The organism is Paenibacillus durus (genome assembly GCF_000756615.1).
In the GTDB taxonomy this organism is placed as follows: Bacteria; Bacillota; Bacilli; order Paenibacillales; family Paenibacillaceae; genus Paenibacillus_AQ; species Paenibacillus_AQ durus.
On sequence record NZ_CP009288.1, the window covers coordinates 900,896 to 922,185 of the forward strand.

Consider the following 21,290-nt stretch of genomic DNA (forward strand, 5'->3'; position numbering starts at 1 on the left):
ATATATAGATTATTAATTTTGAGGTGAGAATATGTATCTGAATAAGGCAATAGAAAAAATTAATAATGTTAAATGGGATGAAGTGGGTACAATTGTATCGGAAGAAGATGCCGATTTAGGTCGTGAATTTTTGAGAAGAGCAGCTCAATTTTACAAAGAAGAGTCTATAAAGCCACTGAAGCCTATGTTTACACATATAGCAAAATTGCTTGGTGACACTGAGGAAGGGGTAGATATCTCGAAATATTGCAGTTCAAAAGCATTAGAATTGTTAGTTAAAAATACGAGTGCAAAAAGGATATTCGAATTTTATATACAATTGGCGAAATATGTTGATGAAAATCCAGAATATCAAAAATATTTAAGTGTATACGAACCATTAATTAGAATCTTTGAAAAGGGAGGATTATTTGTTTTTAGAATGCATGAGCTAGAGATAAAAAATGTTGCATACATCTCCATGAATGGATGGTATGAAAGATTTGTAGAAATGGAACCTATTGACATAGACGAACTGTGATTTTACAAACACACTTGATAACCTTTCGAAAGCTTATTCCAACTTGAACTGTGAAATAGGAGTAAGCTTTTTTTGTATGCCGCTGAAATATATGAAGCGCAACGATACATTTTCAAAGTAAGGAATAGAGCATGGCATTTATCTGATTGGAAGGGATATTAGGAATAATGGGAGGAAATATGAATACTAAATTAACAGCTAGCCAAGCTATGGAAATTGCCCGGGAATATAAACAAAAGTAGTGTTTTGGTGTGGTTACCAAAAAACTTCTCTAAGTTGGGATGAAGTCCTTTTTTATGCTCAAAATCTCCTTGCCCAGCAAGGGCTCAGTTTAATGTAAAATGCTCACCTTATAAAGATATAATTAAGGACGCTACTATTACACATAATCATCCAACAAATGGTATGTTTAGTTGGCAAGACTTTGAAACTGCTCTTGCATTTGATGCGACGGAAATACGTGCGACACTTCCTAACGGGGTTACACTTAGTATGAAAAGGGGAACTGGCGGTTGGAGTGTTCCTTATAATGATATAAAAGATATCTATATAGATACTATAGACACTCAAAATTCATTTAGAAATAATCCTGAAATGATGCAAATTTTGAGAGAAGAGGGATATGCTAAAATAAACGATATGTTAATGGAAGCCATAGCTAATAAAATTGGAGGTAAGTATAGTGTGTACAAATAAAGACGAAGTTGGTTTGAAGAGAAATTTATATGAACAATCAAAGCCTGGGGTGATTGATACTTCAGCGGTAAGCCCAAATTGGTTTACTTTTATAGATCATGAATGGAATGCATTACAAAGAGATTTCTTTGAAAAATCTTTTGATAGCTTGGTAGTTGATTTAGTTTCAATATTTAGAAAAGGGAATCCGAATTACATCAATTTAGGTAGCTTATTCGGTTCTGAAAAAAAGAAAGAGGATGACAACGAAAAGATTATCTACAGTATTAATCAGGTGAACCGAAAAGATAACGATATAACTAAGGTAGAAATGTTCCTTGATCCTGACAGTTATAAAATTACAGAACTTTGTTTATATATGCAAGTGTTCCCCTCTATGAATGAACTTAAATACAAGATAGAAAAGAACTATTCTGATTTACTTGTTAGTATTAGCAATGAATTTGTGATTTTTGATAATGAATTTAAATTAACTATAAAAAAGTAAGTTTTCTTAATTTGTAAGCGAAAAACGGATCTGTCAAGATTTTGTGTAAACTCACTCTATAACCGAACAACAAGATCGTACAATACAACCAACCAACAAACTAACCACGAAACAATTTGACAAACACTTGACAAAAATTTCAAAAGCTTATTCCAACTTAAGCCATGAGTTAGGAATAAGCTTTTTTTCACATTTTACGGTAAATTTCAATTTTTCATTTTAAGGACTTCATAATGTTCTTGAAGCCTCTCAATCTGTTCCGCTAACTCTTCTTGTGATTATACATCTTCTTCCATGGAGCGATATCACATCTTAGAGTGTGCTCTAAGTCAAGATTGTGAAGGCACGGTTTCATCCGACTCATAAAAACTAAATTCCAACGGGTTTCTATCCACTAATCTTGGATAACGGTACTTTGGGGAGCCTACCATAACGGCGCCTGTTATTTTCTTTCCTTCAGGAATATTGAATAATTTCAGCATGGGAGAATGATCCTGGAGTGCAATCTTCTCAAATATTCCAGCCCAACATGAACCTAATCCAAGCGTTGGCGCATACAGCTCCAAATAGGCCAAGGAAAGAATGGAGTTTTCTCTGCCTCTGGGGAAATTCTCATCAGCAATGGCCAGTACAAGAGCGGGGGCTCCCCGTAAAATAGTGTCGATCCCTTGCTCATGATAAGGTTTAAAAAAGTTATTCCGTCCTTGACTGAGCCCGGCATCATTTTCCAATCCTTCCACTGCAATTGCAACAGCCCGGTTAATGACATCCTTATTGTCTATTATTTTATAGGACACGCCCTGCAGATTGCTTCCGGTAGGGGCATAATGCGCAATATTAACAAGCTGTATTAGCTTTTCTCTTGGAACGGGAGCGTTTCTGTAAGACCGGATGGAACGTCTGGAACGAAGGAAGTTTTCTGCCTCCTCGGGGCTTAATTTTGGCAGATTTCTTGAACTCGTTTGATCAGCAAGCGGTGTTTTCTTATTATCAATAGCTTCTCTGGGACAGACGGCTACACAATGACCGCAGGCAATACAGTTCTGCGGATACACTTCTTCCGGACCATTGTCTCCAAGCTTTAATGCCTGTTCCGGACACTCGTTTATGCAAATCCCGCACTTCGCACATTTCGCTTGATCTACAGTTATCAAATTCATATTTATCCTCCCCGATCGCTATTTTCTAATTTTATGGCTAATCATGGCTGCATCTTCTCTTTCTTACTTGCCGTTTGCTCTGATCCGATGATACAATACAATCAGATATAAATAAAATGAATATTACTCATAGGAGGCATACCAAAACTGATATGAATCATGCACAATTGCAGTTAATCGTCAAAATTGCAGATACGGGAAGCTTTACTAGAGCCGGACAGGAGCTGAATATGACACAGCCTGCTGTAAGCCGTGCCATATCCTCACTTGAAGCTGAGCTTGATGTGGTCCTGTTCATTCGTAACCGTCGTAATGGGGTAATGCTTACGGACATCGGGAAGCGTATCCTCCGGATTTTCAGGGAGATTTTGCAGGGGTTTGAGAAAGTTGATCAGGAGATTGCCAAGGAAAAGGGACTGGAAATAGGGACGATTCGAATCGGAGCATTTCCGGTAGCCTCCGCCCATTTTATTCCCAAGATTATCCGCTGTATTTCTGAAAAATATCCGAATATTGAATTTTCGATCTATGAAGGGACCATAGCCGAAATTAAGGAGTGGCTGGAAACCCGCTTCATTGACGTGGGATTGCTTATTCCGCCGGTTCATGAGCTTGAGACGTTTGTGTTATACCGTGAAAAAATGTTCGCCGTTTTAAGAGACGACCACCCATTATTTAACCAGTCCGTAATACGAGTACAGGATTTGCAGGACGAACCGATGATTATATGCAGAGCAGGCTTCGAACCGCCGGTTATCGATTGGTTCAATAAAGCCGGTATGAATCCTCGGGAGAAATTTGTGGTCTACAACTACAATACAGGCTTAAACATGGTGCAAGAAGGACTGGGAATGGCGATCATGTCTGAGCTGTCATTGTTCAATCTGCCTCCAAATGTTGGCGTTCGTGAGATTGATCCGGAAGGATACCGGGATATTCATATCGCAGTTCACTCGTTAGAGGAATCTTCAATCGCTGTAAAATTATTTATTGAGACGGCACTTCAGTTATTTGCTTAACTGCTATGGGAATCTCTTCGGGTAAAAAGGCAAAAAAAATCCGCATGATCTGCGGATTTCTAATGAAGCTTCTTTACTTAAGAAAGCTCAAGGAAGTATTAATAATATGATCAAGCATTTGCCGGTCTGATGTTACTGCGGTGACAGAGATGCCGTGCATAACATTTACGAGGTACTGGGACATGGCTCTTAAATCAACGTTTTCTTTCAGTTCGCCATTAGCATGCGCACGTTCCAAGAGCTGGTAGAATGCTTGTTCATTTCGGATCATATTCGTGTGAACCCGGTGGGCCACATCGGGATGCGCAGTCATCTCCAGAGAAGCATTGACCATAAAGCAGCTCCGGCGATGTGTATGTTCAACCACTGTGTTAAAAAAACGAACCAACAATTCCTGGGCTGTGCCTTCTTCATAAAGAATTGCCGATAAGCGAGTCTTCGTTTGTGCTTCGTATCGGTCCAATGTTAAGAGGTATAAGGCCTTTTTGTTCCCGAATGTCTCATAAATGCTGCTGCGGCTAAGCTCGAGTTCATTAACAAGGTCCTGCATTGAGCAGCCTTCATATCCTTTTTCCCAAAAAACTTCTAATGCCTTATCAATCACCTCATTGATCTCAAAGGCTTTCTGTCTGGACAATGATAGTACCCCCTTGCTGGCATGCGGAACGGGCAACTGCATACCTTACGATTGAACAAATTTAAGAATTTCCTCGTTAAACTTATCTTTCTCTTCATACCACAGACCATGCCCGCTATTTTCAAATCGAATAACCTGGGCGTTCTCTATCCCTTTCTCCTGAGGTTCAAAAGGAATCATTTGATCGTGCATACCCTGGAAGATTCGGGTTGGAACTTTGATTGCGGCCAAGTCTTCCCGTGAATCTTCGGCACCTAAAGCTTCCAAGCATTTAAAGGTTGCAATGGCATCCGTTTCAAGGGACAAACGGTTATACCAATCCATAAACTCCTGACTTGGTTTGTTATGGAACAGGGTACTGTTGAATGCAGCTATCATTTGAGGACGGTCTTCATAGCCTGATGCAATAATTGAGTCAATGACCTCGATGGGCAGACCAAATGGATAGTCAGGTTTTTGCGAAAATAGCGGGGTTGCCGCAGCAGCCAAAATTAATTTCGAAACGCCGTGGCCATTATGTCTTGCCATGTAACGGACGGCAATGGCCCCGCCCATAGAATATCCAACCAGTGTTACCTGATCCAGGTTCAGTTGATCGATGACCTCTCGAATATCGTCACTCAATCTATTGTAATCATAACCAGTTATCGGACGATCGGATTTACCAAAGCCACGAAGATCGATTCCAATAAACCGAATGCCTTTGAATGGAAGCACATTCCTTTGATACTCATACATTCTGTGGTCTACCGGCAGCCCGTGCAGGAACACAACCGGCGCTCCTTCACCAACATCTTCTACATAGATATTAACATTTTTGTCCACAGTCACATAGTGCCCGTTGCTTGTCGATACAACTCTGCTTTGCGGGTTCTTGGTTTGATCCATCATAATCCTGCCTCCAAAATAATAGTTTTTTCTTTTTTGAATTTACCGGAACGACCGTTCCGAATCGGTCAAAAAAAATTAAAAATAGCCAACAAAACTTTAAAGCCTCATTTACCGGAACGATCGTTCCGGACTCATGAAAGTAAGTTTACTTTAAAAAAATTCGGTTGTCAATTCACATCTGTTACGGAAAACGTGTCCATCATGCTGACGAGTCATTTCCTCATATTCCATTAATTTGGATAAATGTATGGAATACGACACATGCTATAAACAGTAAAAGTTGTGTACGGAGGTGCTACGGATAATGATCTGGCGACGAAAACGGCTGAGCAGCAGCACCCCGGCTATGGAAGATCCTGTTGCCACAGAAGAAACGTTGTCTGCCGAGATCAGTCAGAATGAAGCTTTTGTGAAGCAAGCGTTTCACAGGTGCTCGGATTTGGTGTGCCGCAAAATTTATCATCAAGACGGGACACTTCGGCAGCTTATTGTTTATTTAGAAACCTTGGCAGATGACAAGAAAGTGAGCGAGCAGCTCGTGAAGCCGTTAACGGCCGATCAGGAGAACCGGGCAGCCGTTGAGACGGAAACATGGGAAGGCGAATCGATGCCGGTTGACAAAAAGGTGGTAACGTCCAGATGGTCGGAAGTTATCCGGCTCATTCTGCGCGGGCATGCTGCCGTGTTCACCGAAGGCGAAGATCACGCTGTTTGCTTTGCAGTGAATGCCACGATCCAAAGATCGATCGAGGAGCCATCGTCGGAACAGGTCATTCGAGGCGGCAAAGAAGGGTTCATTGAAAGACAGTCCGTCAATGTTGGGCTGCTGCGCAATTATCTTCGTACTCCGCGTCTGAAAATGGAGGCTTATAGCGTAGGCGAGTTGACGGAAACGAAGGTGCTGGTTGCTTATATCGAAGGACTTGCCGATGTTACCGTCATCGATCAGGTGCAAAACAAAATCGCTTCGATCCGAATCGACGGCGTATTGGAATCCGGCACCATCGAGGAACTGATCGTAGACGATCCGTTTCCTATTTTTCCCCATGTACAAATAACGGAACGGCCGGACGTCGTTGCAGGGAGCTTGCTGGAAGGAAGAGTTGCTATTCTGGTCGATAACACTCCCTTCGTTATGATCGTACCCACCACGTTCTGGGCTGGATTACAGGCAAGCGAAGATTATTATCTTAACTCCCCCGTAGCCACTTTCACGAGATGGGTCCGGTTTATTTTTTTGTTTGTGGCTATTTTCGCCCCTTCCTTCTTTGTTGCCGTGACGTCTTATCATCAGGAAATGATCCCGACCAGCTTGCTGCTGAGCATCGCTTCTGCGCGGGAACCGGTGCCTTTTCCGGTCATGATCGAAGCGTTGCTCATGGAAATTATGTTTGAGGCGCTGCGGGAAGCCGGTATTCGCTTGCCAAGGGCTATAGGCCAGACAGTAAGCATCGTCGGCGGTCTTGTCATCGGACAGGCGGCCGTGCTGGCGGGTATTATTTCGGCGCCCATCCTTATCGTCGTATCGACGACAGGCATAGCGGCATTTCTCATTCCACGGTTTAATTTCGCCAACGGGGTCCGCCTGCTGCGGTTTCCCATCATCCTTCTGGCGGGATCGCTGGGATTATACGGGATGGCGCTCGGATTCTTGGGCATTTTGCTCTATGTCGTCCATTTAAAATCGTTTGGGGTTCCTTATTTTACGCCGGTAGCTCCCTTTTCTCTGAGAGCCTTCAAGGATGTCTGGATCCGGGCGCCCAGAAACAATGGCAGCGGCCTTTCCGCCCCCTCTTACGAAAGAGCCGTAAAAGCACCGCGGCCGGAAGGAGGAGAGTAGCTTGAAGCGAGTGATGCGAATCTGGCTTGTGCTGTTAATTCTGCTAATCCATACCGGTTGTTGGGACCGGAAAGAAATCAACGATATCGGTTTGGTTATGGCAACCGCGATTGATTTGGCGGAAGACGGGCAACTACAGGCAACCCTTCAGGTCGCCGTTCCGTCGCCTTCCTCGCAAACGACCGGCGCCTCGAAGGAAACGGAGCGATTCTTTTTGATTTCGGATGTTGGAAAAAACGGAATTGAAATTGACCAAAAGCTTCAACAAAAAATGTCCAGAACGTTATTCTTTTCGCACCGCAGCGTGATCCTGGTCGGAGAGGATTTGGCCATAAAAGGACTGAATGATATATTGGATACCTTCACCCGCAATCCGCGAAACCGTTTGAAAGCCTATATACTGGTCGTCAAAGGGAAAAAAGCGGGGGATCTTCTTCAAGTTGAATACCCTTATGAGCTAGCCCCCTCCGAAGCGTTGAAGGAAATGGAGCTGCTTCAGGGAAAAGGAACGGTCGCTACGCTGCGTGATTATATGATTGCATCTGCAAGCGAGGGGACGAGCCCGACAACCGGTGTATTGGAGCCAACCGTTTATCGCAGCTCGGGGAAAAAAGGCGAAAAGCCACTCTTCCGTATAACCGGAACGGCCATTTTTAAATCTTCAAAATTGGTCGGGTTTTTAAATAATACGGAGACGCACGAATTTCTCTGGTTCAAGGGAAATAAAAAGGGGGATGGCATCGCTGCCGGCCTGCCAAAAGGCATAGGAAATGTGGCTTTTACCATAACCTCCAGCAAGACAAAAATCAAGACCGATTGGCAAAGCAATCCGCTCAAATTTCATATTGATCTAGCAGCAAAAGGAGATTTGGTTGAGAACGATTCCCCGCTTGACGTAACCGACTCGAAGAATCTTAGCATGGTGAAAAAGGCGCTTGAGAAACAGGTAATCCAGAATATGGAGGCCTTTTTACGCAAAATCCAAACCGAGTATCATGCGGATATTGTCGGCTTCAGCCAGCAATTGCAAAGAAATAACCCGAAGAAGTGGCGCGCCGTAGAGAAGGAGTGGGACCGCTATTTTGCGGAGGCCGATATTTCTGTAACGGTAAATCTCGCCATCAACAATACCGGTGAAATTGGACCTGCCTTACAGTTTAAAGACAAGGAGATCTTGAATTGATGTTTATACTGCCGACTCTATATATCTTTTGTCTGGGTGCTTTCACTTTCATCCAAATCCGCCGGTTGTGGAGCCGGAACGAGAAGCGGGAAGCCTGGATCTATGGGTTATCCATGACCGTTTCCGCCGCCGCCGGCTCGCTTTTGATCGCGGGTATCGAGTTCCCGACCTTTGTCCTGCCGTACAAAATTGTGTTTGAATCTATTGGGAAATCGATTTTATCCCGTTAATGGCTTACAAGCTTTGCTTTGATCGTATCAATGGCAAGCAGCAGACAAGGGAGCAAGCTTTGCATGAAGAGAGCCAGAATCGGATAAGTGAACGTAATCCAAATTTGAAATCCGGCGGCATTTTTGAAAATCCAAACGGAACCGACGGCAGATAACACCGTGATCGGAACGACGGTTTTTCGGTAATTATTCGCGCCAAACAGTTGGGTTGCGCTTATGCAGAGCATATACAGCAGCATGGCCACTTTGATGAAAATACCGAGAATCCAGATCATAATGGCGATGGCTTCGAGCCTCTCCAAAGGCCCGATTATATCGGTGTATTTGATGACATTTAGAAAAGCGAAATTCATCCGCGGCGTGATCGGACCGAACACCATGATGGTCAGGGCGTCGATGGCCATAATCAGCAGAACGATACCGCAGAGCGCCGTAAGCAATTTTTTGCGGACCTGCTGCGGCTTCTCGTTCAAGTGCGGAAGGAACCAGCCCAAGAAGAAGAATTGGCTCATCCAGGCGGACGGAACGACCGAACCTTTGATGACCGGAACGAGCCCCTCCGCGAGCACAGGAAACAGCCTTGCGGGGTCCGCATCCCGGATGGAAAAGATGAAGATGGGGAGCAGCAGCATAACGACGATCAGTACGATGATCTCATTGCATCTGCCGATTGTCTCGACTCCGGCCAGTACGGCGAGGCCGCACAGTAACAGCAGCGTTATGATCAATACGAGCGAAGGCGTATTCATCAGGAGAACGTTGTTTAGAAATCGCGCGTGTTCGTTTACAGTGCTGGAAATAAAGAAGAACAAATAGTAAGTGAAAAAAACTCCGACAAGTTTACCGCCCCATTTCCCGCAAATCACGGCCGTATACTGCATGATGGATTGACCGGGGTAGCGCCTGGACAGTGCCGTCAGTACATAGATGTTCACGATCCCTGTTAATGAAGCCGGAAGTATCGACAGCCAGGCATTTTGCTTGGCGAAGGCCACCATGATTCCCGGAACAGACAAGATCAGAGTAGAAACGATAAAGGTGAAAAAAAGCAGGCTGAGCTGATAACCGGATATTTTGCCGCTGGATTGCACGCTTACTCTCACATCTCTTCATAGGTTGGTATCCTTCTATTTTTTCCATTACAATCTGGTTTAAACATGATCACATCATAACTCGGCTTCGCCTAATAAGCCTCTGCATTTAAATGAATAACCAACAAGAAATATTACGATTATTGTCGCAATTACGTTCAAAATAATCAGGGAGTGAAATAAGCCAAAAGACAAACTCAGCGAACCCACGCCAACAATCGGGATGATGAATCCGGAGTAGGATGCGGAGTAATACGTTGAAATGACGCCCGCCCGATCTTCAGGCTTAGGTACGGTTCCAGCCATCTGCAGGCTTGCTTGAAATGCCCATCCGCCGCCGATCGCTTGAATGAATATTCCGGTCCACAGGAACCCAAGGTTTGCCGTCTCCCCGGAAATAATCATCAACCATGCGCCCATTAATAGAAAAAGGATGCCGAGCCGAAGCCGGGTGACAAGCTCCCCAGGCCAGGAAATCCGCTGGGCTAATCCGCCCCCGCCGAGAAGAAGCAAGATTAACAATCCGGAAACGGAAAGATTAGAGGTATGAATTATATTTTTGGCAAAAGAAGGTATTAGGGATAGCACGATGCCATTCAGAGAGAACACGATAAATCCGGACAGGGCAATAAATGACCAGAATACGGGCCGGATACTCTTGGGGATACTGATTTTCATTGAGCTTGTCTTGTTTTTTTTCGAATGATTGTCAGGGATTGACCACAGAGCAACGGCCGCGCTGATTAACAAAACTAAGAGCAGCATATACGGCAAACGAAGCGGCTGGAAATGGACATATTGAATGAGCAAACCGCTAATCGCCGGTCCCAGTCCAAATCCGAGCATGACGGCCATACTGGATAAAGACAATGCCTTGACCGCTTTGGCTTGTGGAGTCTGCTGCAACAACAAGGTTGTGGCGGTTCCCATGAATGTACCAAACCCGACGCCCTCACAAATTCTGGCCAGGTAAAGTGTCCAGGCCTGATTGTTTGCCATGAACAGGAAGGCTGATACCATCGAAGCAACAACACCGGTCATCGTCACTTTTTTTAATCCCCAGACGTTCGCAATTGGCCCCGCTATTAATAACGCAGGCAAGAGAAACGCGGCATAAACGGCAAATAATAACGTGATCCCGAGGCTGCTCAGGTGAAATCGTTCCTGGTATAAAGGGTACAGCGGCGAAGAGAGCGTAGCTCCAATAGCCATAATCAAAATGGTCCATAGCATTCTTTTCATATCGATAACCTCCTAAGATCAAAAACAGACTAAAACGTATGTACACTACGGGAGTCCGGGCGGCGGGAGAAACTTTTAACATAGTATAATAGGAACAGAAGAGTAGCCAGAGAAGGGCGAATCAGGGGATTGGCTCTCCTACCTTATTTTGATTGGAGGATCGTATGATAGATATGGATTTGGCACGTAATAAGCAGCTTGGGGATTTTTTGAAAATAAGACGGGCCCGGCTGAATCCGGAGAAGGTTGGATTACCACTGGGAAGAAGAAGGCGCACGGCGGGTCTGAGGCGTGAAGAAGTGGCTCTGTTAGCGGGGGTGAGCGTGGATTGGTATACCTGGTTGGAGCAAGGCAGGGACATACGTGTGTCGTCTCGGGTTCTTGAGGAACTGGCGAGGGTATTGCAACTGAGTTCTACCGAGAGAAGACACCTGTTCCTACTGGCCGAGCAGACCATTCCATTAGACAACAAGCATGACCAGCTTCACTTAAGTCCGTCGGTACAGCAATTTCTTGACTATCAGAATCCAAGTCCGGCTTATGTGACGAATCCCAGATGGGATTTTATTGCTTGGAACAGGGCCGCATGCGCGGTGTTTGGAGATTATAATGAGATGTCGGAGCTTGAGCGCAATTCTGTTTGGCGCATATTCACATCATCGTACATGAGGGAGCTGCTCGATTGTTGGGAAGAGCATGGGCAAAGGCGGCTAGCCCAATTCCGCGCCTCCTATGGAAGGTTTATCGATGACCCGTGGTGGCCCGAAATGATCGCTAGACTATCCAAGGAGAGCGAGGAATTTAAGGAATGGTGGCCGCGGCATGACGTTCTGAATACACCGGAGGGAAGAAAGGTTCTCCATCATCCCGGTGTGGGAGAGCTTATTCTCGGCCACCTTTCATTTCAGGTTAGCGACGCGCCGGACTTGTTGGTGACGGTGCATATGCCCGAGACGGAGGAGACGCTGGAGAAGCTGCGGAGCTTGCTGGCGGACTGATAAGGGCGTGAAGCTGTACCTACTATTTTCGCGCATATACCATGAACAGCGAGGAGGTCACGCTCCGGGAAATGGTGGAGTATCTCGCGTCGGTGTTGGCCTCGTCTCTGATCCGCCGGATAATATCCAGATCCATCTCGATATAGTTCATGCCGAGCGAGAGCAGCACCTCCGCATCCCACTGCGGGCGCGTCTTCTCACAGATGTACAAGGACTTGGCAATGGCATTGCGTTCCCTGAGCTGTTCGGCGGTTTGGGTGGGATGGCACAGCTGCTCTCCTTTCTCGTCGGCCTCCTTGAAGGTTTGACCATAGTTGGCGTCAAAATTTAATACCCCGCCTCCGGGAGCAAGTACGCGGCACATTTCGCTATACGCCTTGTAAGGATCGGGGAGCGTCCAGGTGACATTGCGGGTGATGATGAAATCAAAGCTCTCATCCGGGAAGAGCAGGTCCTGGGCGTCCATTTGCCGGAATACGATCCCGGTATACCCCAGATTGGCGGCGTTGGCTTCGGCCTTTTCCAGCATCGCGCTTGAATAATCAATGCCGGTTACGCTGCAACCCAGATCCGTCATAATAAAAGAAAAGAAGCCGGCGCCTGTACCCAGATCCAATACTCTCGGCGAGTCCAATTTCGGCAAATGCTCCTTGATCACTTCGGTATATTTCCCGCGCAGACCGCTATTAAAGTCATGCAGCCGCAGCTCGCTGAAATCATCGGCCCGATCCGTCCAATAGTTGTTAATTCGTTCTTGCATTACTTACTCAGCTCCTTTTATAGTAACTTTCTAAAAAAATCACTGCCCCGAAATGCGCTAACATGTCGAAGCAGTGATCGGTAATGTACTATTCTTTGTACTCAATGCCGTAGAAGGTTTGGTAGAAATGCTGGACCATTGCGTTCAGGTCCACATCTTTAAATGCATCCGGATATAAAGTTTTGGCCAGCCAAATTTCGCCGAGGGCCATGGATTCCGGCGTAGGATTGCCCCAAGGCTTGGTATAATCGGGCGCGATAATCAGCTTGCCATTCTTCACAGCATCAATTGAGGCCCATGCTTTGTCCTTTCGTATTTCCTCCAGTACGGATGCATAGCGGCTCTGTACAAAAATCACTTCCGGATTCCACGCTGTAACCTGCTCAACACTGACCTGTTTGTACCCTTTAATCGTTTCCGCCACGTTGCGGGCGCCTGCTTTGGCCATGGCCACACCGACATATTTGCCTGTACCGTAAGTGTACATATTCTCGTTAGCCATATAGACCTTGATTCTGTCCTGTTCGGGAATCGCGCTCAAGTGTTCGGATACGATGGCCCGGTTGCTGACGACATAATTCCATAGATCTGCCGCTTTATTTTCTGTTCCTGTAATTTGGCCGATCAGGTTGATCGCCTGCTTGAGTCCTTCGGTGTAAGCCTCATCCGGATTAACAAGGCTAGGGTTTATCGTTGAAGCCTGCTCTTTATCCGCCACATACAAAGTGATTCCAACAACAGGTATGCCAAGCTGTTCAAGCTGCGCAAGGGTCTCTTTCGGAATCTGGTTGGACACGAATACGACATCCGGCTTCAGGCTGGCGACAGCCTCAACATTCAATTCGGAGATCGACCCCGGAGTTTCCAAATCCCGTATCCCCGGATACACATCGGCCGCATAGCTTCCAAGCAAGCTCTCCCAATCGCGCAACACGCCTACCAGCTTGTCCTGAGCCTGAAGCTCCAGCATAATATCCAATGTGTGGTGCTGCAGAGCAACGATTCTGTCCACTTTCCCCGGAATTTCCACCGTGCGGCCTAATTGATCGACAATGGTATAGGACGCTTTAGCGGATGGAGCGGGCTGCTGCTCCCCGGCCTGAGTATTGTCCGCCGCCGTGTTCGTTCCATTCCCGCAGCCGTAGAGCGGAAGCATCAGCAGAAGCATACACAGTAATAGAGTTAATAAGACTCGCCTGTTTTTCATCACAATTCCCCCTGATTCTAATAGCGTTTGAAACATAATTTGAAACATAATTTGATATGTTTCGACAATGTTAGTGACCATTATATAAGAGCAATATTCATAAAGCAATGTACTAAATATGTCTAAATTATATTAATTTATATTCATATGCACTAAATATGATTATTGAAATTCAAGAGATTAGTTAAGTAAATGGAACAATCCCCTGCTTCCTTGACCGAACAAATAGAGCAGCGGTAAAATGGTTATACCAGTATTGGTATAACCATTTTGTTTTGCAGAGGAGCAACCCTATGCCGTCGGTGGAGAAACAGAACATCAGAGAATACGTGATTCAGTATATTTTGCAAAAAATTGAGAACGGGGAACTGAAATCCGGCGATAAGCTGACCAATGAGCGCGAGTTGTCCGACAGGCTTGGAGTGAGCCGGGTTCCGCTGCGTGAAGCGATTTCCGCGTTGTCGACGCTGGGCATTCTGGAGGCACGCCAGGGAGAAGGCACGTTCGTCAGCGAGTATAATCCCGGCGTGATCGGCAAGATCATCCGGACTTACCGCTTGTTTGACCGTTCCCTGATCGAGGAGATTTTTGAAGCGAGGGTCCTGCTGGAGGCCGATGCGGCCAGACTGGCCGCGATGAACCGTACGGACGAGGATTTGGACAAGATCAAAGAGGCGATGAGCAGGCACGAAGAGACGGTGCTCCGTTATTCAGAGAAAGAGGCGGATATCGTAACCGTGCTGGAACGCGACAACGAGGTTCATTTGGGAATCGCCGCCGCCGCTCATAATAACTTCTTTCTGCAGATCATCGATACTGTCCGCCACGCAGGGCAGAGCCGTCATATTTTCGATGAAAAATACACGGTGAACCCGCTCCACGTCGAGGAATCGGTCGCTTATCACGATAGCATTGTCCGTGCCATCGAGCAGCGTGACGGCGAAGCCGCCTACCGGGCGATGAGAGAGCATATTCTGCACATTCGGGCTGCTCTCAACGTGGACAAGCTGAAGGAGGATTTCGACGGCAAAAGGGAATAAACAGCGGAGCATTGTCCGCGCTTTGCGGGGCTATCTAACGAAAGGAGTTACTCTGTCATGAAAATGATCAAGGGCGCCGGACTGTTATCTACGGCGCTTCTGCTTGTGCTGCTGGGGGCGGCTTGCGGCGGGGACGGCCCGGAGGGAGCAAGCAGCCAGCCGGCACTTTCGGGTGCGGCAGTCAGCCCATTGCCAGCTGCTTCTCCGGGCGGTTCTTCTGACGCCGCAGAGCAGGGTCAGGCCGCAGGTTCTGCACAGCCGGGGGATGCGCACCGAACGCTGGAGATTTCATTTCCTTTCGTCCGCCAGGACGGACTAGCGTCCAATCAGTTCGCCGTATGGGTTGAGGACGGCAAAGGCCGATTTGTCAAAACGCTCTATGCTACCCGGTTTATCGCTACCGGAGGGTATAAGCTGCGGCCGGAGGCCATTCCGACTTGGGTGGAACATTCGGGACTGGCGCAGACCTCGCCGGAAGAGGCGGACGCGGTCTCGGGAGCGACTCTTTCCAGCGGTCCGTTGAAGTTTGCCTGGGACTGTAAGGATCAGGATGGCCGCCCCGTTCCAGAGGGGAGTTACCGGTTCTATGTGGAGGGAACGACCCATTGGGAGAATCGGATCTTGTACGAGGGAACGATTGCAGTCGGCAAAGAGCGGACCAAGTCGGATGCCGCTGTGAAATATACGACCGAAGAAGCAACACAGAGCGGCATGATTGGCCAAGTGACCGCCGTGTATACGCCTTAAAATAAGGAGGAAGATGACCAGATGGGAAAGAATTACCGTTCGGAGCTTGTGGGAGCCTTCGGCTGCCCGATTGATGAGAATCCTACCGGTCAATGCCACTTCGGTGGGGCTGTATCTGAATGTCAACGATAAACCTGATGTGAACTACGATACGATCAAGCCGAACATGACGGTCAGCGACGTTATTTTTAATGATCCCCACACCGTCTTTTTGCAGGAAGCCGAGCGCCGCGGCGCGAAGACGATCAACGGACTCGGAATGCTGGTTAATCAAGGGGCGGTTAATTTTACATTATGGACGGGAGTGGAAGCTCCTATCGACATTATGACGCAAACGTTGAAAAATGAGTTTGGGCTATCTTGAAGTAAATCCCGGGCAAGCCGTAACCGGCAGGCTCGGGATTTTTTTATAAAACATTGATTGAAAACGATTTCTTTGATATATTAGGAATATGAAGTTTACTAAGTATTAAGTAAATTTATTAGTAAATTAGTGGGGTTGTGAACAATATGACGAGAATTAAGGATATTGCGGAATCCGCAAATGTTTCAACGGCTACGGTATCCAGAATATTGAACAATGACCCTTCGCTTTCCGTCTCGGGTGAAACGAGGAAGAGGGTTCTGGAAGTTGTGAATGAGCTGAACTATAAGCCTGGAAGAAGAAAGAGAACCAAAGCCGTTCAGGGGCAGGAAGCCTTTAACATAGGCTTGATTCTGACTAATGATGAGGCTATTGACCCTTACTTCATGTCCATGAGACAAGGCGTCGAGAGTGTGTGTGATCAATATTCGGTCAAGATTGCCTCGGTCTTCAATATTGGCAAAAGCGATTTTTCTCCAGGGAAAATGGCTGGCCTTGACGGGCTTATTGTTCTGGGAGACGTAAACAGCGAGGAGCTTAAAGACGTTTATGTCCAGAATCGCAGCATTGTATTTGTTGACTTCTTACCCGAGGAGGAGAATTATGATGTCGTGATTTCCGACTTTGAAACCGCTACTCGTAAGATTTTAAACTACCTGTTCAGCGCTGGCCACAGTCAAATCGCTTACATCGGCGGTAAAGGTTTAATCCGCAGCATCCATAATGGAAGAGTGATTGAAAAAGAGGATATCCGGCTCAGCACCTATGAGAGAGTGATGAAGGAAGAGGGACTTTTTCAAGCGGATAACGTTCTGGTAGGGGAATTTGGACCGATGAGCGGATATACCCTGATGAAGCAGCTCATAGGGATGAAGCCTTTTCCGAGCGCGGTCGTGGTTGCCAGTGACCCTATGGCCATAGGGGCCATGAAAGCACTGCATGAAGCAGGCATTAAAGTTCCCGGTGATATTTCCATTTTTAGTTTTGATGATATCGATGCCTCCGCCTTTTTGAATCCGACGTTGTCCACGGTCAAGATCCACACGGAAGAGATGGGAAGAACCGCGGTGAAGCTTTTGGTTGACCGCCTGAAGAACGGAAGAGAAGTGCCGCTCAAAGTAATTTTGCCGACCGAACTTGTTGTAAGAGACAGCACAGGGCCGAAACTATAATAATCATGGGAGTGATAAGATCGATGGGAATTCGATTTGATGCAGAGAACAGACTTTTTCATTTGCAAGCCAAGGATACCAGTTATGTGATCGGAATTGTTCGTGATGAATTCCTGCTTCATCTTTATTGGGGTAGAAAAATCAATGAATACCATCATTCCAACCGGATTCAGCTGCTCGACCGGGGATTTTCCGGAAATCCATATAAGGAAGACCGCGCCTTCTCTCTCGATACGCTTCCACAGGAGTATCCTCAATACGGGAATACGGATTACCGGAAGCCCGCTTACCAGGTCCAGCTTGAGAACGGATCGACGGTATCCGATTTGCGCTACGTGTCACATGCCATTTTTAAGGGGAAACCTGCTTTGGAAGGCCTTCCTGCTACATATGTGGAGAATGAACAGGAAGCGGAAACGCTTGAGATCGTAACGGAAGATAAAGTGTCCGGGCTGCAGGTTATTTTAAGCTATACCGTGTTTGAACAGTTCAATGTCATCACAAGATCGGTGCGGTTCGCGAATAAGGGTTCGGAGTCCCTAAAGCTGCTGCGGGCATTGAGTCTAAGCGTGGATTTCCAGGATGCCGACTTCGATTTCCTTCATTTGTATGGAGCCCATGTAAAAGAGAGACATATCGAAAGACGGCCGCTCAGACATGGAATCCAGTCCATCGAGAGTAGCCGTGGCGCCAGCAGCCACCAGCATAACCCTTTCATTGCCCTGCTCAGACCAGGCGCGAATGAAACCTCCGGCGAGGTATACGCCTTTAACTTCGTATACAGCGGTAATTTCCTGGCCCAGGCTGAAGTGGATCAATTTAATAATACAAGAGTGACGCTGGGGATTAATCCTTTTGACTTTAGCTGGAAGCTTGAACCCGGCGAAGAATTCCAGGCGCCCGAAGCGGTTATGGTGTACTCATCCGAAGGCCTTGGAGATATGTCGAGAACCTTCCACGCTTTATATCGCACTCGGCTGACAAGAGGACTCCACCGTGACAAAGAACGGCCTATTCTGGTGAACAACTGGGAAGCGACGTACTTCGATTTTAATGCCGAGAAAATACTCGATATCGCGAGCGCCGGCAAGGAGCTAGGAATCGAGCTGTTTGTCCTGGACGACGGTTGGTTTGAAAAAAGAAATGACGACAAATCCTCGCTCGGCGACTGGTTCGTGGACCGGGAGAAGCTGCCGGAAGGGCTGGATACCCTGGCAGAGCGTGTGAAAGGAATGGGGATGCAGTTCGGACTGTGGTTCGAGCCCGAGATGATCTCGGTGGACAGCGATCTGTACCGCAAGCATCCGGATTGGTGCCTGCATGTGCCGAATCGTCTCCGTTCCGAGAGCCGGAATCAGTTGATTCTTGATTTTTCGAGGGAAGAGGTTTGTGAAGAAATTATCAGACAAGTAAGCGCGATACTTGGCACGGTTCCGATTTCCTATGTGAAATGGGATATGAACCGGCATATGACGGAGATCGGGTCGGCGTCCCTGCCTGCGGACAGACAGAGGGAGACGGCGCATCGTTACATGCTCGGGTTATACAAAGTCATGGATGCCATCACATCTTCCTTTCCCGAGGTCCTGTTTGAGAGCTGCTCCGGCGGGGGAGGAAGATTCGATCCCGGTATTCTCTACTATATGCCGCAGACGTGGACGAGCGATAACACCGACGCCGTTTCCCGCTTGAAAATCCAGTATGGCACAAGCCTCGTGTACCCGATCATTACGATGGGCTCCCATGTATCCGCAGTCCCGAATCACCAGGTGCACCGGATTACTTCCATGGAGATGCGGGGCGACGTGGCGATGTCCGGCAACCTGGGCTATGAACTGGATCTGACCAAGCTGACGGATGAGGAGAAAGAGACGGTCAAGCAGCAGGTAGCCAAGTACAAGGAGATTAGAAGCTTAATTCAATTCGGGGATTTCTACCGCCTGCTCAGCCCGTTTGAAGGAAACGATACGGCCTGGCTGTTTGCCGATCAAGATAAGAAAGAAGCCATCGCCTTCTATTTCAATGTTCTGGCCGAGCCTGCGGCTCCGCTCAAGTTCCTGAAGCTGGACGGAATTGATGTAACCAAGAAATACCGGCTGGCCGGAACGGATGAGGTATACGGCGGGGATGAGCTTGCTTTTGTCGGCTTGAGTATTCCTACAGAGGCCGAGCGGGATTTCCACAGTTACGTTTGGCATTTTACTGAAGTTTAATTAAAAAAATGAAGTAAACTTACGGTCTTTCCCTTAGGGAAGGGCCGTTTTACTGTCTTTAGAACTATTTTTCAGGTAATGCAAACGTTCTATTGAATGTATGCGCTATCTTTGGTATACTCATTTTAGTAAAAACAACCGGCATTTAACTAGTTACGTTATAGAAAGCGTTTTACTTGAAATATCAGAAAGTATGAGCTTTGCGCTTATCCTTAACCTGATATTTTTACGAGAAACGAATGCCTTCCTCTTCCAGAGGACGGCGAAGCTGTTTCTTCTTATTTGGAAGCCTTATCATGTTGAAGGAGGAGAATTAATGAGAACGCTTAACAGAAATTATTGGATTTTTGGGGTATTCTTTATGCTTTACTTCTTTATCTGGGCTGCTTGTACGATGTTTTTATCTCTATGGCTGACCCAAGAAGGCGGCCTGAATTCCACCAAGACAGGCGTAATTTTCTCGGCAATATCGATTGCAGCGATTTGCTTTCAACCTTTTTTCGGAATCGTGTCAGATAAGCTCGGCCTGAAAAAGAATTTACTCTGGCTGTTTATCGGACTATTGGTGTTTATCGGACCGTTCTTCGTTTACTTATTTCCTGCCTTGCTCAAGGGAAATATTATACTGGCGGCTGTAATTGGCGGCGCTTACCTGGGAGCCATTTTCAATGGCGGAGTTGGCGCAATCGAAGCTTATATTGAGAGAGTCAGTCATCTGAACGGGTTTGAATACGGACGGGTCAGAGTGTTCGGGAACATTGGCGCTGCGGCAAGTACTTTTGTTACTGGGCATTTGTTCAATACGAATCCCGATTTGATCTTCTGGATCGGCACTGGCATGGCTCTCCTGCTGGCCGTTGTGTTCTCCTTCGCCAAGATGGGAAATTCCGAGGCTCACGCAGCAAATGCAGACAAAATAGCGGCGCCTCCCAAAGGATCTACTCTCGAGCTTTTTAAGAACAGAAAGTTCTGGATGTTCGTGCTGTATGTCCTTGGCGTTGGCTGCATATACGATGTTTATGATCAGCAGTTTGCCGTATATTTTACCCATTTCTTTGCCACACCGGAGAAGGGAACCCAAGTCTTTGGCAACCTCGTAACCTTACAGATTTTTTTGGAAGCGATTGTAATGATCCTGGCGCCGTTCATTATTAATAAAATCGGAGCGAAAAATGCTCTGCTGTATGCGGGTTTCATTATGTCTATCCGGATCTTGGGATCAAGTGTGGCGGACGGAGCGGTTGCGATCAGCTTGTTAAAATTAATGCACGCCCTGGAAGTTCCGATCCTGCTGGTGGCCGTCTTCAAATACATCTCGGCGAATTTTGATATGAGATTGTCAGCGACGATTTATCTGATCGGATTCCAGTTCTCCAAGCAAGTAGGAGCTATCTTCCTGTCGACCATCGCGGGGAACATGTATGATACGGTTGGATTTAAAAGCGCATACTTGCTGCTTGGTTCCATTGCTCTCATCTTCACTGCCATTTCAATCTTCACATTATCCGGCAAAAAAATGGTTCTTGTGAAAAATGTAAGCGCTCAAGAAGCGAGTTGAATAGAGCGGCAAAAGCGATAAATAAATTGAGAGAACCTGGACGGCAGTCCGGGTTCTTTGTGCTATTGAGTGGAAATTTATAGGTATTAATATTTACAACCTGATGATACAGCGTTGACAGACTTTTTACAGTTGATTGTTATTTTAAGATTTAGGTATTTGGCAGCTGGTGAGTAGATGTTGGCCACTTCATCACTGAGGAAATCAAGACATTACTATGAGAACGGAGAGTGCG

Annotated in this window: 21 protein-coding genes; 14 read left to right on the top strand and 7 right to left on the bottom strand. The window is 46.6% G+C overall.

Features of this window, described 5'->3' with window-relative positions:
• Positions 1-31 precede the first annotated feature (31 nt).
• The 3 genes from PDUR_RS04135 (at position 32) to PDUR_RS04145 (ending at position 1,703) form a co-directional block, all read left to right on the top strand.
• On the top strand, positions 32-520 hold the full coding sequence (locus tag PDUR_RS04135; RefSeq protein ID WP_042205216.1) for a hypothetical protein: 489 nt from the start codon (positions 32-34) through the stop codon (positions 518-520).
• Positions 521-1,012: 492 nt separating this feature from the next.
• Positions 1,013-1,216 (top strand): hypothetical protein, encoded by a 204-nt coding sequence (locus tag PDUR_RS04140; protein WP_156130291.1) that lies wholly within the window; start codon positions 1,013-1,015, stop codon positions 1,214-1,216.
• A complete protein-coding gene (locus PDUR_RS04145) occupies positions 1,203-1,703 on the top strand; it encodes a hypothetical protein (RefSeq protein ID WP_042205217.1) in 501 nt (166 codons plus the stop codon). The genes PDUR_RS04140 and PDUR_RS04145 overlap by 14 nt, the downstream gene beginning before the upstream one ends.
• Before the next feature lie 329 nt (positions 1,704-2,032).
• Here PDUR_RS04145 and PDUR_RS04150 read toward each other — a convergent pair whose 3' ends face one another.
• Positions 2,033-2,863 (bottom strand): nitroreductase family protein, encoded by an 831-nt coding sequence (locus tag PDUR_RS04150; protein WP_042205218.1) that lies wholly within the window; start codon positions 2,861-2,863, stop codon positions 2,033-2,035.
• A 152-nt stretch (positions 2,864-3,015) separates the two neighbouring features.
• Between PDUR_RS04150 and PDUR_RS04155 the strand changes: the two genes are divergently transcribed.
• Complete coding sequence (locus PDUR_RS04155) at positions 3,016-3,882, top strand: LysR family transcriptional regulator (RefSeq protein WP_156130293.1); 867 nt, start codon at positions 3,016-3,018, stop codon at positions 3,880-3,882.
• Positions 3,883-3,955: 73 nt separating this feature from the next.
• On the opposite strand, the gene PDUR_RS04160 is transcribed toward PDUR_RS04155, so the two are convergent.
• Complete coding sequence (locus PDUR_RS04160; protein ID WP_042205220.1) at positions 3,956-4,519, bottom strand: TetR/AcrR family transcriptional regulator; 564 nt, start codon at positions 4,517-4,519, stop codon at positions 3,956-3,958.
• 45 nt (positions 4,520-4,564) lie between these two features.
• Entirely contained in the window at positions 4,565-5,410 is an 846-nt protein-coding gene (locus PDUR_RS04165; protein WP_233277475.1) for an alpha/beta fold hydrolase, read from the bottom strand.
• A 304-nt stretch (positions 5,411-5,714) separates the two neighbouring features.
• Here PDUR_RS04165 and PDUR_RS04170 point away from each other — a divergent pair, with 304 nt between their 5' ends.
• Genes PDUR_RS04170 through PDUR_RS04180 form a run of 3 tightly spaced genes read left to right on the top strand, consistent with a single transcriptional unit; the run spans position 5,715 to position 8,663 of the window.
• Positions 5,715-7,250, top strand: coding sequence for a spore germination protein (locus PDUR_RS04170; protein ID WP_052410024.1), 1,536 nt, complete (start codon positions 5,715-5,717; stop codon positions 7,248-7,250).
• 10 nt (positions 7,251-7,260) lie between these two features.
• On the top strand, positions 7,261-8,433 hold the full coding sequence (locus PDUR_RS04175; protein WP_233277542.1) for a Ger(x)C family spore germination protein: 1,173 nt from the start codon (positions 7,261-7,263) through the stop codon (positions 8,431-8,433).
• Positions 8,430-8,663 (top strand): hypothetical protein, encoded by a 234-nt coding sequence (locus PDUR_RS04180; RefSeq protein ID WP_156130294.1) that lies wholly within the window; start codon positions 8,430-8,432, stop codon positions 8,661-8,663. The genes PDUR_RS04175 and PDUR_RS04180 overlap by 4 nt, the downstream gene beginning before the upstream one ends.
• Here the strand turns inward: PDUR_RS04180 and PDUR_RS04185 are convergent.
• Together PDUR_RS04185 and PDUR_RS04190 are read right to left on the bottom strand one after the other, a co-directional pair.
• Positions 8,660-9,766 carry a GerAB/ArcD/ProY family transporter gene (locus PDUR_RS04185; protein WP_081949381.1) on the bottom strand — a complete coding sequence of 369 codons (1,107 nt, stop codon included), beginning with the start codon at positions 9,764-9,766 and terminating at the stop codon, positions 8,660-8,662. The two genes, PDUR_RS04180 and PDUR_RS04185, sit on opposite strands and share 4 nt — an antisense overlap.
• Positions 9,767-9,829: 63 nt before the next feature.
• The gene (locus tag PDUR_RS04190; protein WP_042205224.1) at positions 9,830-10,996 is read right to left on the bottom strand and encodes an MFS transporter; all 1,167 of its coding nucleotides are present in this window, start codon (positions 10,994-10,996) and stop codon (positions 9,830-9,832) included.
• A gap of 167 nt (positions 10,997-11,163) precedes the next feature.
• Here PDUR_RS04190 and PDUR_RS04195 point away from each other — a divergent pair, with 167 nt between their 5' ends.
• Positions 11,164-11,994 (top strand): helix-turn-helix transcriptional regulator, encoded by an 831-nt coding sequence (locus PDUR_RS04195; protein WP_456238436.1) that lies wholly within the window; start codon positions 11,164-11,166, stop codon positions 11,992-11,994.
• A gap of 22 nt (positions 11,995-12,016) precedes the next feature.
• Here the strand turns inward: PDUR_RS04195 and PDUR_RS04200 are convergent, their stop codons facing one another.
• Positions 12,017-12,754 (bottom strand): class I SAM-dependent methyltransferase, encoded by a 738-nt coding sequence (locus PDUR_RS04200; RefSeq protein WP_042205226.1) that lies wholly within the window; start codon positions 12,752-12,754, stop codon positions 12,017-12,019.
• Positions 12,755-12,842: 88 nt separating this feature from the next.
• Complete coding sequence (locus PDUR_RS04205) at positions 12,843-13,961, bottom strand: ABC transporter substrate-binding protein (protein WP_042205227.1); 1,119 nt, start codon at positions 13,959-13,961, stop codon at positions 12,843-12,845.
• 293 nt (positions 13,962-14,254) lie between these two features.
• On the opposite strand from PDUR_RS04205, the gene PDUR_RS04210 reads away from it, so the two are divergent.
• The 6 genes from PDUR_RS04210 (at position 14,255) to PDUR_RS04235 (ending at position 21,055) form a co-directional block, all read left to right on the top strand.
• Positions 14,255-15,001 carry a FadR/GntR family transcriptional regulator gene (locus PDUR_RS04210; RefSeq protein WP_042205228.1) on the top strand — a complete coding sequence of 249 codons (747 nt, stop codon included), beginning with the start codon at positions 14,255-14,257 and terminating at the stop codon, positions 14,999-15,001.
• Between the two features lie 57 nt (positions 15,002-15,058).
• Positions 15,059-15,748 (top strand): DUF2271 domain-containing protein, encoded by a 690-nt coding sequence (locus tag PDUR_RS04215; protein ID WP_052410026.1) that lies wholly within the window; start codon positions 15,059-15,061, stop codon positions 15,746-15,748.
• A gap of 13 nt (positions 15,749-15,761) precedes the next feature.
• Complete coding sequence (locus PDUR_RS04220; protein ID WP_042205229.1) at positions 15,762-16,112, top strand: hypothetical protein; 351 nt, start codon at positions 15,762-15,764, stop codon at positions 16,110-16,112.
• A gap of 146 nt (positions 16,113-16,258) precedes the next feature.
• The gene (locus tag PDUR_RS04225) at positions 16,259-17,284 is read left to right on the top strand and encodes a LacI family DNA-binding transcriptional regulator (RefSeq protein WP_042205230.1); all 1,026 of its coding nucleotides are present in this window, start codon (positions 16,259-16,261) and stop codon (positions 17,282-17,284) included.
• Between the two features lie 23 nt (positions 17,285-17,307).
• The gene (locus tag PDUR_RS04230) at positions 17,308-19,497 is read left to right on the top strand and encodes an alpha-galactosidase (protein WP_042205231.1); all 2,190 of its coding nucleotides are present in this window, start codon (positions 17,308-17,310) and stop codon (positions 19,495-19,497) included.
• A 316-nt stretch (positions 19,498-19,813) separates the two neighbouring features.
• The gene (locus PDUR_RS04235; protein ID WP_042205232.1) at positions 19,814-21,055 is read left to right on the top strand and encodes an MFS transporter; all 1,242 of its coding nucleotides are present in this window, start codon (positions 19,814-19,816) and stop codon (positions 21,053-21,055) included.
• The last annotated feature ends 235 nt before the right edge of the window (positions 21,056-21,290 follow it).

What these genes read in the sequence shown, in the direction of transcription:
- PDUR_RS04135 (WP_042205216.1), top strand. Translation starts at nt 32, where the DNA reads ATGTATCTGAATAAGGCAATAGAAAAAATTAATAATGTTAAATGGGAT.
- PDUR_RS04140 (WP_156130291.1), top strand. Translation starts at nt 1,013, where the DNA reads ATGAAAAGGGGAACTGGCGGTTGGAGTGTTCCTTATAATGATATAAAA.
- PDUR_RS04150 (WP_042205218.1), bottom strand. Translation starts at nt 2,863, where the DNA reads ATGAATTTGATAACTGTAGATCAAGCGAAATGTGCGAAGTGCGGGATT.
- PDUR_RS04155 (WP_156130293.1), top strand. Translation starts at nt 3,016, where the DNA reads ATGAATCATGCACAATTGCAGTTAATCGTCAAAATTGCAGATACGGGA.
- PDUR_RS04165 (WP_233277475.1), bottom strand. Translation starts at nt 5,410, where the DNA reads ATGATGGATCAAACCAAGAACCCGCAAAGCAGAGTTGTATCGACAAGC.
- PDUR_RS04170 (WP_052410024.1), top strand. Translation starts at nt 5,715, where the DNA reads ATGATCTGGCGACGAAAACGGCTGAGCAGCAGCACCCCGGCTATGGAA.
- PDUR_RS04190 (WP_042205224.1), bottom strand. Translation starts at nt 10,996, where the DNA reads ATGAAAAGAATGCTATGGACCATTTTGATTATGGCTATTGGAGCTACG.
- PDUR_RS04200 (WP_042205226.1), bottom strand. Translation starts at nt 12,754, where the DNA reads ATGCAAGAACGAATTAACAACTATTGGACGGATCGGGCCGATGATTTC.
- PDUR_RS04205 (WP_042205227.1), bottom strand. Translation starts at nt 13,961, where the DNA reads ATGAAAAACAGGCGAGTCTTATTAACTCTATTACTGTGTATGCTTCTG.
- PDUR_RS04210 (WP_042205228.1), top strand. Translation starts at nt 14,255, where the DNA reads ATGCCGTCGGTGGAGAAACAGAACATCAGAGAATACGTGATTCAGTAT.
- PDUR_RS04215 (WP_052410026.1), top strand. Translation starts at nt 15,059, where the DNA reads ATGAAAATGATCAAGGGCGCCGGACTGTTATCTACGGCGCTTCTGCTT.
- PDUR_RS04220 (WP_042205229.1), top strand. Translation starts at nt 15,762, where the DNA reads ATGACCAGATGGGAAAGAATTACCGTTCGGAGCTTGTGGGAGCCTTCG.
- PDUR_RS04225 (WP_042205230.1), top strand. Translation starts at nt 16,259, where the DNA reads ATGACGAGAATTAAGGATATTGCGGAATCCGCAAATGTTTCAACGGCT.
- PDUR_RS04230 (WP_042205231.1), top strand. Translation starts at nt 17,308, where the DNA reads ATGGGAATTCGATTTGATGCAGAGAACAGACTTTTTCATTTGCAAGCC.
- PDUR_RS04235 (WP_042205232.1), top strand. Translation starts at nt 19,814, where the DNA reads ATGAGAACGCTTAACAGAAATTATTGGATTTTTGGGGTATTCTTTATG.